We start from the raw sequence: 11,955 nt of genomic DNA on the forward strand, positions 1-11,955 counted from the left end.
TCTTCCCTAGCGAATCACTTGAAACAGTTTTAGAAATGCTTTTTCAGCAGTATGTAGGGCGAAGTTTTAATACTAAAGAGCATCGTGAAACCTTGAGAGTTTTTATTTAGTGCATTGATAATACAGTCAATATGTTGCCTTTAATCTAGAAGGAGTGCTGTTGACTTTGTAAGAGCGGAAGTCTTAGTAAAGTATTATGAAACTGGTTTGCATCCTTGCCGAGAATGCCGATTGAGCGAGTGACAGTGATAGACTTTAGTAATGCTAATTTTTTCAACGAAGGAAACTAAACCTAAATGGCAGATGCAGAGATACGCTGGATGCAGCGCTTTGATAATTTTAAGAGAGCTCACTTACAGTTTAAAAATGCGCTGCAATTAATGCGAGAACGATCTCTCAGTGATTTGGAGAAGCAGGGATTAATACAAGCGTTTGAGTTTACATATGAGCTGGCATGGAATCTTCTGCGTGACTATTTAATGTGGCAAGGTGATGCGAATCTTGCTGGTTCAAGAGATACCTTTAGAGAAGCATTTAAACGTGATCTTATTAAAGATGGCCATGCTTGGATGGCTATGCTGCAGGATAGAAATCGTACGGTTCATACGTATAACGAATCCACAGCGAATGAGATAATTTCACAGATTGAGCTAATCTATGCCGGACTCTTTAGTGAGCTAGAGCTTACTTTTAATCGTTTAAATATTTCTGATTGAAGGTAGATAGATGCATTTTGGACTCAACCAAGCTGATATTAATAAGCTATGCCATGTTTTTAGCAAGTATCCAAGCATAGATAAAGTGATTGTTTATGGCTCGCGAGCTAAGGGTACCTTCCGCGATAACTCAGATATTGATTTAACAATAGTCGGTGATTTGGACTGGCTTACCTTTAATGAGTTAGAAACAGAACTGGATGATTTACTACTTCCTTATACTCTTGATCTTTCTCTCTACGAGCAAATAGAGAATAAGGACTTGCGATACCATATCGATCACGTTGGACAAATATTTTTTGATCGGCAGGTATGATTCGTATGCTATGAAATTGACAAGACGGGTTGCTCTGCTAATTTAAGTTCATAACTTGGCGGTGATGTGCAGTGGAGGCAGTATGAAGGTGTTTCAATTAAGTGGGTTGCATGTAAAGAAAATTCTACGATGTTCACTTTCGGTTGCGATTTTAACGTCTTTTAGCACGGTGTCGGCGTACGCAACTGTGGCGGAGCCTGATACCAGTTTGGCGGGGGCGGGTTGGGTAAGGATTGAGTACGTGTCTCCAACCTTTGGTGATGCGCAGCCAAATAATCGTAATAATAATGTGTATGCAGCGAAGGTGAACCCCGACAGTTCTTTTTCGGTGCTGGGCACTACGTCTGTGCGAGCGCAGCAATGCAGTTCGCCTGATTGGTGTTGGACGGTTGATCAGGTTGTTGCCAGTATTGCCAATATTCGTGAGAACGGGACTTTAAATACGGTTGTGACAACGGATGCACAGTTTATTGTTCATGGTGCCTTCACACCGGATGGTAGTAAGGTGTTGTTACTCGCGAATACCGTTCCTGGGGTGACAGGCACGATTAAGCGCTACAATCTTGATGGAACGATTGATACAGGGTTTGCTGACCAAGGGGTGTTTAGAGACCCAAATAGTCTTTTATCTACGTTTTATCCAGGCCTATGGCAAGACAGTGAGGGGCGAATTTTGGTTGCGTCTTTTCCGAATGGATTAGCTCGATTGTTGCCCACTGGCGTGTTGGATGCGACGTTTGGTACGGATGGGGCAACGGGGTCAGCGGGAGGGAATATTTCGTCTGTGGTTGAGGCGACAGATGGTGCCTACTATGTGATGTTGGAGGGTAATATTTCTCCGGGAGCTCGTTTACGTCGCTACACCGGAGCGGGTGTGTTGGATACCGAGTTTGGTACGGAGGGTGAGTTGACATTGCCTACGAATACCTCAGCTGCTCAGATGCTGGCCATGCCTGAGGGTGGGGTGTTGTTGCTGACGGGGTCGTTGCAAACCAATCAGTCCTATAATGCCCGACTAACACATTTTAACCGTCAAGGCGATATTGTCGCTCAGACCGAGCCTTTGTTAGAGCCATCAGTTAGCTTCAGTAACTTTTTGGGATTGTCGAGAGGCGCTTCTTTAACACGTATGCCGGATGGAAAAATCCTCTTAAGTGTGAATAGTCAAGGCGCTGTTCCGCTGACGTGGAGCATTGGATCGATGCGTCTTTTCGGTTTATTTAATCCTGATCTAACACCCGATATAGGGTTTGATGGGGATAATGGTTTATACCTTGCAGAAGAGGAAGGCAAAACTATATACGCATTTGATAATACGCTTCCATTAAAAGTAACTCAGACTGTTGATCCAAAGGGACGAATTGTTTTGGTGGGGGCCAGTATTAATGAAACGGGTCATAACAAGTGGACGGTTGCGCGTTTGATGGGTGACTTTAATGGCATGACTCCGCCACCGCCACCCCCCAATCAGTCAACGCGTCAACGTGGAACGGGCATGCCTGCTTGGTTGTTTTTGAAACAGGATTAAAGTGTTCAAGCGTTTTGAAAAGGTCTTGTTGGTCATTTTTCACATACTGATTTCAGTATTGGGAAGTTTGGTTTGCAAGGCTGTTTTCAACGCGCGTTTGGCCGCTAATTCGCCATGAACGAGGTGTATTTTTTTAGGTGGAAAGCGCATGCGTGTGACAAATCGCACCAATTCGGCTTGGTCAGCATGCGCCGAGTAGCCTGACAGCGTTTTTACCTTGGCACGAATATCAATACGGTCATCATCGAGGATGACATAGCCATCACCCTTTGGACCATGGGTTTGTATGATGCGTCCGGGTGTGCCTTGAGCTTGATACCCAACAAAGACCACTGCGTGACGTGGATCGGGTAGCAGGTGTTTCAAGTAGTTCACTATACGGCCTGCGGTGCACATACCGCTGCCAGCAATCACAATGGCGGGGCGTCCGGATTGCGCTAAGTGGTGTACCATGCGCAGATGTTCGTCGTGGCCTTGAACAGTAATAAGTTGTTCAAATGCCAGTGGATTGCGTCCTTGGCGTAGGGTTGCGTGTGCTTCGGTATCCCACCAACTATTCAGCTTTTTATACAGTTCGGTAAAGTTACTGGCCAGAGGGGAGTCGACGATAACGGGCAGTGCTGTCCAGGGTAAGTCTGCTCGAATGGTTCGATCCTTTTCAAAATGAATAATGGATTCTAATTCGTATAAGAGTTCTTGCGTGCGTCCAATGCTAAATGCAGGAATCATGACTGTGCCTTTGTTTTGCAAGGCTTGGTGCACGACTTGCTGCAGTGCCCGGCGTCGATGCTGGCGGTGTTGATGCAGGCGATCGCCGTAGGTGCTTTCTAGCACCAAAACATCGGCTCGCCAAGGTGAGCGAGGGGCGGGTAATAAGGGTGTGTAGGAGGCACCGAGATCGCCGGAAAAAACGACAATTTGTTTTTGTTTAGACGGACGTTGAGTGATTTCAATTTCAAAATAGCAAGAACCTAAAATGTGTCCAGCACGCTGTAGGCGCAAGCGAACACGATGAGTGTCGGTGTCATAGAGTTCAAACCAAGTTTTGTAAGTCAACGGCTTGACGCGTTGCATGACCTGTTTGATAAAGGTGTCTCGATCACGTGTATGGCGGCTGACGCTGAGTGTAAAAGAGTCCTCTAGCACTAAAGGTAGCATTTCAGCGGAGGGTGCCGAACATAAAATAGGCCCTGTAAAACCTGCCGCTAATAGCCAGGGTAGCCGGCCAACATGGTCGGCATGTACGTGTGTGATCAACAAGGCACGTAGCGTGGAGATGTCGAAGTTGATGGTGTGAGGGTTGGAGGTGTCGGCGGCTTCTTCAGAGCCTTGAAAAAGGCCACAATCAATCAGTAAGCTGTGTTCAGGGTGAGTAAAGAGTTGATGGCAGGAGCCGGTTACGCCTTGACCTGAGCCATGGTGAATAATATGCATGCGATAAGTCCTTTTCGCGGTGGTGTCAAAATCCGAGCAGAGTATACCATAGCGTTTAGAGGTGTAAAAAGCGTCTGCGGGACTGGCGCGGTGAACATGGTGACGGCAGCAGCCGTAGAGCATGTGAATCCTATTCCTGTCTTGTTTCTTCTGGGCGATACCTTTGCCACTTTTTAGGGTTAAACGTTTTTTAAGTTGAAAAAAACGCCATAATCGCGCCAAGCAACTCGTTCAAGCTGGCGCGATTCCAGAAATCGCGCCACAATTGCGCCAATCCTAACTTACAATTGCGCCAACAACACTATGTCATCTACCAACGATTTGTTGAAAAGCATTAATGCATCCACCAATGGGGTCTCAATGGCAGAGCTCATGACCATGCATCCCGGTATAGCCAGACGTTCAGCGCAGCGACAAGTTGCCAAGCTGGTTGAAGATGGGCTGGTCGTTGCTCGCGGGGATGGCAGGGGGCGGCGCTATTTCAGTGCTGTTGTTCTACCAGAAGCACCATCAAAAACAAATGTCCTCACGAATAAGGGCGATGTTTTTCCTAGCTATATCCCGGTGTCTGCGGATAGTCAAGACATATTAAGTTATATCAATCAACCGCTTGAAGCTCGGAAACCTATAGGCTATCAACGGGATTTTTTGGATTCTTACCATCCTAATAAGACCTGGTATTTGTCAGAGTCATTGCGTCGTCAATTACACAAAATGGGCAAAACCACGGACAGTCAAGAACCAGCGGGAACTTACTCTCGCGCTATTTTAAATCGGTTGCTGATAGATTTGTCATGGGCATCAAGTCATTTGGAAGGAAATACCTATTCTCGCTTAGATACACGTGAGCTAATCGAACATGGAAAGTCCGCACAGGGTAAGGCTGCCATTGAGACACAAATGATTTTAAACCATAAATCGGCTATTGAGTTATTGGTGGATAATATCGATTCAGCTGAATTTAATCGCTATACCCTGATGAATATACACAGTGCATTGTCGGAAAACTTGCTACCAAATCCTGCCGATGAAGGTCGAATTCGACAACATGCTGTAGATATTAGTCAGAGTGTCTATCGTCCATTGTCAGCTTTGGTACAAATAGAAGAGGCGCTCGATGTACTACTTAACAAAGCTAATCAGATTAGCGATGCATTTGAGCAATCTTTTTTTATGATGGTGCACTTACCTTATTTGCAACCGTTTGCTGATATTAATAAACGCACCTCCCGCTTGGCTGCGAATCTGCCACTATTTCGGGCTAACCTATGTCCGTTGACTTTTCTAGATGTGCCAGAGCAAGCCTATAGCAGAGCTACGTTGGGCATTTACGAAATGGCGCGAGTCGAATTATTACGCGATCTTTATGTTTGGGCTTATGAGCGCTCGACGCAAGAGTATTTAGCGATAAAGCAAGATTTAGCAGAGCCAGATCCATTACGCCTTACTTGGCGAGACTTTATCAAGCAAACGATTCATCTGGTTGTGACGAGTCCTGAACAAGATCCGTTTACACTTATTCAACAAACAGTAAAAACAGAAATCCCTACGGCTGAGCAAAATGATTTACAAGCGTTAATTGTCGAAGAGTTGAGACGATTGCATGAAGGCGTGTTAGCTCGTTATGGTTTGCGCCCCTCTGAATTTTCTGCATGGAAGGCTGTGCAATAGTCTAATAAAAACTGATTTCATATCAATGGTTCTATTAAACTGGTGGCAATTTATGTCTGATAAATCAGGCTGGAAGCCTTATGACTACTGGGCTCGTTCCGACAAGAGCTGCCGCCGGGTTAATAAACAATATTCCAAACAAAAAAGGCGAGGTTTTAAACCCTCGCCTTTTTTATTAGCTGAAGTGCTGGTTATGGCAGTATTTGCACACGTTTAGCTACACACCAGCCATTGTGAGTCTGTTCATCCGTAAAGGTGATGCGCACGCGTTTGTTTAAGGCGAATGCCATTTGCACAAGGCTGAACATTTCGTATGCCTTGTTCTCGTCATTAAATTGCGCATCGCAATCAAAGGTTATCCAGTTATCAGCGCATCCGGGTAAAACCGATTTTGGGTTGTGTGCAGGAAAATGCGCAACACAAGCACCATATAGGTCGTTGTCAAACATAATACGGTCTACAGGCGCGGTGATCGTGCCAGTTGCGGCCATGGCTGAGTTAAATGCAATGGCGGCGGTGGCGGCGATGGCAAATGCGCTCAACTTTTTAAAGAGTGATAAGTGTTTCATAACAAGTGCCCCTGTTAAATGTTGTGATTTAAGTCTATGTGAGATTTATGTATTTGCAAATTCAGAAATGGCGAAAATAACGTATTTTCGGCGAATTTAGCAGGTTTTTATAAGTCGCTTAAAATTTTGATGGGTTTGTTGATCCTGATCAATAGTTCTGTCCTGCCCGAAAATAAACCCCTCTATGCTTAATAGCATAAAGGCGTATTACGTGAGTGGTATGCTTTAATTCTCATGAGGGCAAGGTTATGAAGAGTTTAAAGGGTATTCTTTGTTTGGCTGCCGTCGTTGTTGGATTGTTTCCTTCATTAGGTGGAGCCTCACTTAGAAATGAAACCCAGACACAGTTTATCGAGGGGCCCCCCATGCAGGTTGCGCGCATGGGGCATCATATTGTTCAACTCCCAACGGGAGAGGTTAAAGTTTTTGGCGGACACGGCAGTGGCTTTCGGTCCTTGGATACTGCGGAGTCCATATCATTTGAGTCAAATGAGTTTTCATTGCAGTCCATGCTATATAAGCATGATGATCCAGCCTTCGCTAGGTTGGCAAATGGTCATTATTTGATAATGGGAGGCAGTCGAGATTGGGGGATTCCTAGTTTCAGTCATGCTCAGATTTACAATCCGTTTACCGATACATATACACCAGCGGGATCAATGGTTCGCTTTAGAGCGGGAGCAGGGAGTACGTTGTTGAACAATGGCCAAGTATTGGTTGCAGGGGCTTGGTGGACACACAACACCGCGCATACCTATGGGGAGGTGTATAATCCGAACACCAACACCTTTTCTGAGACGAATGCTTTTTCAGTGAGGCGTTCTCATCCGATTGTGCTGCCATTGGTTGATGGGCGCGCCGTTATTTTTGGCGGAGTGACTGAGTCAGGACAGCATGTTGATATGCCTGTTGAAATTTATGATCCGGTGAGCGGATTAAACTCTGTGTACCAACAGTTCATGTTTCCGAGTGAGCCAGGTTGGCACGTTGTCCAAGATAAGCGTTTACATGAAAATCAAAAATTGACCGATACTGAGTACCTGTTTTATGCGTGGAAGCGTGAAAGTAATGTCTATCATTATCGACTTTTCACGTTTGATACAGAGAGTTTGGCATTTGAATGGGTTTCAACAGAGGTTGAGTTGCCTACTTCTACGGTTATGTCGTTTAGTTCGCAGCCCGTGCTGAGTCAAAATAAACAGGCGGCGCATGTGCTAGTGACATTGACTGAGGGCGATAATGCGGGTTCTGTTGCGTTGTTAAGTGTCGATTTGCACTCAGGGCAGGTGTACTTATCAGAGCGTAGCATTGCGCTTGGTTATTCTTTAGGTGGTGTTGGTGTATTGGGCTTGCAGGATAATCGGATTTTTGTAACAGGCGGAACGCTTGATGGTTCTAACTTTAATCCGGTTAATAAAACATTTTTCATTGAGCCTATGCTGTTGGGTTCAGAACCTGAGGAACCCGAAGACCCTCATAAATCAAGACGTCGTTCTAAACCGATTTGGTTGTATATCCTCAATAATTAATACGTCATTTTAACATTCACTCTCGTTCAGTTGGGCGAGAGTGATTTTTTTGTCAATCTTGGTGTGGCGATTAAGCACGATGGCTAAGTGATGGGGTAGAGCTGTCTGTTCAAGAGTTAAAACAAGAAGGGATACTAATAGACCAAATTAATTTTAAGCGCTTACTTGGGGAAAACCTAAAAGGCTGACAGTAAAATGAGTTGACACATTTTAAACAAGGACGATAATCTTTTCATTTTATGCATATACTTATGTTGGTAAAGTACCACTAAGTTCGTGGATGTCAGTGCGGGTCGCTCGATTGTGGTAAGCTTTTGTTAATGTATGACCGAAAACACGAGATTTCTGGGAATAGGCGCCGTTGAAATTAGGATGAAACTATGAAAAATAAGATGATAAAGCCGCTTGTGATAGCCGTAGGATTGGCCTCTTCAGTTGGTTGTGTGTTTGCTAATCAATTGATGAATGTCGACAGTCCGGCCGACAACTTGCCAACTCTTACGTCAGTGGGAGGGGAGTTCGAGGGAGTTTCGTTTAATACTTGGTCAGAGCGTTTATCGGGACATTATGTTTCGCGTTGCCAGCAGGTGACAGATGTGCGCTATCAAGGGCGTCCAACCTATGAAAAAGTCTACGAGTTTTTTGAGCCATCTGGTGAGGATACCGAGGTTGATTTATCCGCTGTCTTTTATTATTACAGGGATACCGATACGACGTGCTCTGGTGAGCCGTTGGTCGCTTTAACTTTTGAGGGTGTGCGTGTTGAGCTCGATTCTGAGTTTATGCAGGTTCATCCCGAGTACGGAATTTTTGTGCCTGTTAGTCGTCTAACCTATCATGTAAATAATAGTGGATCTTTTTCATCTGAGCCGACTCGCTTAGCTTCGGGTGACTATGTGGTCGGTGATTTTACATTCAGCCAAGATCATGTCGACGGGGGTGAGTTTAAAGCCCTGCTAAGTGCTGATACGATTTTACACAGGACCTTTGCCGATGATGATGTGGACTTGGATATCAACGGCTTCCCGGAATTAATGGATTTTTTCAATACCTTTGATCAATTACTGAGATATGGTTTCTTACAGCGCCCCTTTGCTGAAGGTATTGTTGCAGTAGGTCAGTTTAGTGCCGATTTATCCTCATTAAACGGTGTCTTTGCCAGTGCGTGTGAGTTAGATGACAATGTGCAGATGCAAAATATCTGGGGGCCTTTTGCGCGTGTTCGTGAGATAGTGACGCTCAATGCTGTGAGTGATAATCAGGTGATAGGTAATTTACAAAAGCATATTTATGATCACCATAATACCCTGTGTCTGGGAGAGCCAATACTGTCATTTGAACAGGAGGGGTTGGTGTTTGATGTGGTGTCTGAATCATCCCGTTTGGAGCCCGAGTTTGGGTTGGATTTGACGGCTTTACGTGTCGATATTGCTGGGCCTACGGCCACGGGTTATGAATGGGTCCCAGAGGGCGATTATATCTTTAGAGATGGTTTGGTGCTCTCTTATGAGATGATTGGAAGTTTTGAAACCAAAGCAATTATAAATACGGATCCCTTTGGATTGATTGCAGGTTTTGATGAAGAGTCCGGTCTTGATCCAGATGGGTATGTGAATGTTTTTGATACCTATTTTTATCGAGTCGCGCTAAGCGAAGACGGTGGCGTCGACATGCCAACCTCCAGAAGACGTGGAGGGTTGCCCGTCTGGTTACCTGCAATTATTCAGCAGTAATGTTTTAAAACAAAAAAAGCGAGGCATTGTCCTCGCTTTTTTTTTTGTGCGCGATGCTTACTTAGGGCAGTAGCTGAACGCGTTTTGCGACACACCAGCCGTTATGGGTTTGTTCATCAGTAAAGGTGATACGGACACGTTTCTCAAGGGCAAATGCCATTTGCACCAAGCTGAACATTTCGTAGGCTTTGTTTTCGTCATTGAATTGAGCATCGCAGTCGAAAGTTATCCAGTTATCCGCGCAGCCCGGTAAAACCGACTTTGGGTTGTGCGCTGGAAAGTGCGCAACACAGGCACCGTATAGGTCGTTATCGAACATGATCCGATCAACAGGTGCCGTGATGGTTCCTGTAGCGGCAACCGCAGAGTTAAAAGCAACAGCGGCGGTGGTGATAACGGCGAAAGCGCTTAACTTTTTCAAAATTGATGTTTTGTTCATAACAAAGGGTCCCTGTCAAATTATGTTTAACCTAGTCTAAATTAATTCTTGGTTTTTTCAAGTCGACAAAGTGGTATATTTCAGCTAATTTTGTACCCAACTACAATGCGTGTTTTTCACGTTTTGATTCAAAATAATGCCTTCAATCCCAATATGCCCCAAGGTTCTGTGATGCTGCCTTTTCAATTCCACCCCCGTGGTTTTTATTCGTTTTTAATGATGGTGGGGGGGATGTGTCTCGCAACCCCGTTAATGGCTGTTGATTTTAAAGGACACTTTTTCGATGTGTCGGATCGAGAGCAGGTTCGACAGTTTTACAATACGGTTTATCGCTCGTCTGATGGTGTATTGGCGAATTGGACAGGAAGTATTGAGAGCTGTGATGCGGGTCGAGTTTCAGAAGCCTATGAAGCAGCAACGCTTCGGCGTATTAATTGGTACCGGGCCTTTGCGGGAGTTCCTTCAACGATTGTTTTAGATGAAACCTATTCACGTAAAGCGCAAGAAACGGCGTTACTTCTCTCGGCAAATAATACCTTAACGCATTTCCCTACGTCGGATATGCGATGTTACTCCGCTGCAGGTGATGAGGGGGCGCAGAAGTCGAACCTAACCTACGGGCAGGCAGGCGCTGGGTCTGTAAAAAACCAATTCGAAGATTATGGTAGTTCAAATAAAAGCGTCGGTCATCGACGATGGCTTCTTTATCCGTTTACCCAAAAAATGGGTGTGGGGAATGTCGTGCCAGAGTCACCCAATCCACGAATTGGAGCAGTTTGGGTTCTTGATCCGCCGAATTTAGCGTCTTGGGGTGCCCCACGTCCAGAGACTCGTGAGGCGTTTGTTGCGTGGCCGCCACCCGGTTTTATTCCTTATCCTCTCGTGTATCCCCGTTGGTCGTTTACCTATCCAAATGCGGACTTTTCCGATGCGCAGGTGACGTTGTTTCGAAACGGTGAAGCGCATCCATTGATGTTGGAGCCCTACGAAGTCGGTGCGGGTGAAAATACGTTGGTTTGGATTCCATCACCTTATAAAGACGGAGATCGCTGGCAATCCGTTGCGGAGGATGAGCAGTATGAGGTAATCATTGACGGCGTTCGCATTGCTGGAGCGCTTCAGACGTTTAACTATTCAGTCACTATTTTTGATCCTTTGTATTCTGCACAGGGTGTGTTTAGTGAGTCGATGTTGCCGCAAGGTCCTGAACAGTTATACAGGGATGATGAGGTAGCATTTAGCATTTTCGGATTACACTTTACAGATGGCTACGAATGGAGTGTACAGACTATTCTTGAGTCCGAGGCTCGTTATGATGCTGAGTGGATGATGATTTAGAGATCCTGCGTTCCGAAGGTTACAGCGGATACGTATCGGGTATTGAGGCATTGGAGGGAGAGCGTTCATACCATTTGGCTCATCCAGTTCCAAGGGAGCAGTTGTTGGTGCTCCCGCAAACATTTTTGGTGAACTTAGATTCTCATATCGCTTTTCAAAGCTATTTAGGGTGGGCGAGCAATGGTCAAGTTGCCTCGTTTGAGGTGAGTGATAACGGTGGTTTAAGCTGGACTCCCTTGTGGGAGCAAGCCGGAGTAGGCAATCCCCAAGGGCAAGTTGTCAGGCAGATTCGTTTGTCATTAGGCGATTATGAAAACCAAACGCTTCAAATGCGCTTTCGCTATCGTTTTAATGATGGAAGCTATTTTCCGCAAGTGTCGGCGTCTGTAGGCTGGCGTCTAGACAGTATTGAGTTGGAAAATCTGGATGAGTTAGACTTATTGATGAATATTCAAACGAATGATTCAGTTCTTAGCAATTTAGATTTACAATCCTTTGAAATTTTTTGGTTACAAGTACGTTCGCGAGTTTTTAAAGATCACTTTACGGAGTGGGGACCAGGCAAACGTTTTGAGTTACTTGCTGACTTTAGGGACGATCCTAAGGATGATGAGCAGGCTCCAAGAAAGAAGCGTAAGGGCTTACCCGTTTGGTTATTTCATATCACACCCTGATTGGCGTG

12 protein-coding genes are annotated in these 11,955 nt (G+C 45.2%); 9 read left to right on the top strand and 3 right to left on the bottom strand.

The window, feature by feature from the left end:
- Window positions 1-296: 296 nt before the first annotated feature.
- The 3 genes from D791_RS05285 (at window position 297) to D791_RS05295 (ending at window position 2,560) form a co-directional block, all read left to right on the top strand.
- The gene (locus tag D791_RS05285; RefSeq protein WP_036508753.1) at window positions 297-716 is read left to right on the top strand and encodes a nucleotidyltransferase substrate binding protein; all 420 of its coding nucleotides are present in this window, start codon (window positions 297-299) and stop codon (window positions 714-716) included.
- A 10-nt stretch (window positions 717-726) separates the two neighbouring features.
- The gene (locus D791_RS05290; protein ID WP_036508755.1) at window positions 727-1,032 is read left to right on the top strand and encodes a nucleotidyltransferase domain-containing protein; all 306 of its coding nucleotides are present in this window, start codon (window positions 727-729) and stop codon (window positions 1,030-1,032) included.
- Between the two features lie 82 nt (window positions 1,033-1,114).
- A complete protein-coding gene (locus tag D791_RS05295) occupies window positions 1,115-2,560 on the top strand; it encodes a hypothetical protein (protein ID WP_036508757.1) in 1,446 nt (481 codons plus the stop codon).
- A gap of 39 nt (window positions 2,561-2,599) precedes the next feature.
- On the opposite strand, the gene D791_RS05300 is transcribed toward D791_RS05295, so the two are convergent.
- The gene (locus D791_RS05300) at window positions 2,600-3,994 is read right to left on the bottom strand and encodes an MBL fold metallo-hydrolase RNA specificity domain-containing protein (RefSeq protein WP_036508760.1); all 1,395 of its coding nucleotides are present in this window, start codon (window positions 3,992-3,994) and stop codon (window positions 2,600-2,602) included.
- Here D791_RS05300 and D791_RS05305 point away from each other — a divergent pair.
- Both D791_RS05305 and D791_RS05310 read left to right on the top strand, forming a co-directional pair.
- A complete protein-coding gene (locus D791_RS05305; protein ID WP_036508763.1) occupies window positions 3,989-4,171 on the top strand; it encodes a hypothetical protein in 183 nt (60 codons plus the stop codon). The genes D791_RS05300 and D791_RS05305 overlap by 6 nt on opposite strands.
- A 126-nt stretch (window positions 4,172-4,297) precedes the next feature.
- Window positions 4,298-5,665, top strand: coding sequence for a Fic family protein (locus tag D791_RS05310; protein ID WP_036508766.1), 1,368 nt, complete (start codon window positions 4,298-4,300; stop codon window positions 5,663-5,665).
- A gap of 191 nt (window positions 5,666-5,856) precedes the next feature.
- On the opposite strand, the gene D791_RS05315 is transcribed toward D791_RS05310, so the two are convergent.
- Complete coding sequence (locus D791_RS05315; RefSeq protein WP_036508768.1) at window positions 5,857-6,234, bottom strand: hypothetical protein; 378 nt, start codon at window positions 6,232-6,234, stop codon at window positions 5,857-5,859.
- Window positions 6,235-6,482: 248 nt separating this feature from the next.
- Here D791_RS05315 and D791_RS05320 point away from each other — a divergent pair, with 248 nt between their 5' ends.
- Window positions 6,483-7,763: a Kelch repeat-containing protein gene (locus tag D791_RS05320; RefSeq protein WP_036508770.1), complete on the top strand. Its 1,281-nt coding sequence runs from the start codon at window positions 6,483-6,485 to the stop codon at window positions 7,761-7,763.
- A 380-nt stretch (window positions 7,764-8,143) separates the two neighbouring features.
- Window positions 8,144-9,496, top strand: a complete 1,353-nt coding sequence (locus D791_RS05325) for a hypothetical protein (RefSeq protein ID WP_036508773.1) — start codon at window positions 8,144-8,146, stop codon at window positions 9,494-9,496.
- Between the two features lie 61 nt (window positions 9,497-9,557).
- On the opposite strand, the gene D791_RS05330 is transcribed toward D791_RS05325, so the two are convergent.
- On the bottom strand, window positions 9,558-9,935 hold the full coding sequence (locus D791_RS05330; RefSeq protein WP_036508775.1) for a hypothetical protein: 378 nt from the start codon (window positions 9,933-9,935) through the stop codon (window positions 9,558-9,560).
- 171 nt (window positions 9,936-10,106) lie between these two features.
- Between D791_RS05330 and D791_RS05335 the strand changes: the two genes are divergently transcribed.
- Complete coding sequence (locus D791_RS05335; RefSeq protein WP_157682245.1) at window positions 10,107-11,273, top strand: CAP domain-containing protein; 1,167 nt, start codon at window positions 10,107-10,109, stop codon at window positions 11,271-11,273.
- A complete protein-coding gene (locus tag D791_RS05340; RefSeq protein WP_036508780.1) occupies window positions 11,258-11,947 on the top strand; it encodes a hypothetical protein in 690 nt (229 codons plus the stop codon). The genes D791_RS05335 and D791_RS05340 overlap by 16 nt, the downstream gene beginning before the upstream one ends.
- Window positions 11,948-11,955 lie beyond the last annotated feature (8 nt).

Source organism: Nitrincola nitratireducens, from assembly GCF_000585235.1.
GTDB classification, from domain to species: Bacteria; Pseudomonadota; Gammaproteobacteria; order Pseudomonadales; family Balneatricaceae; genus Nitrincola; species Nitrincola alkalisediminis.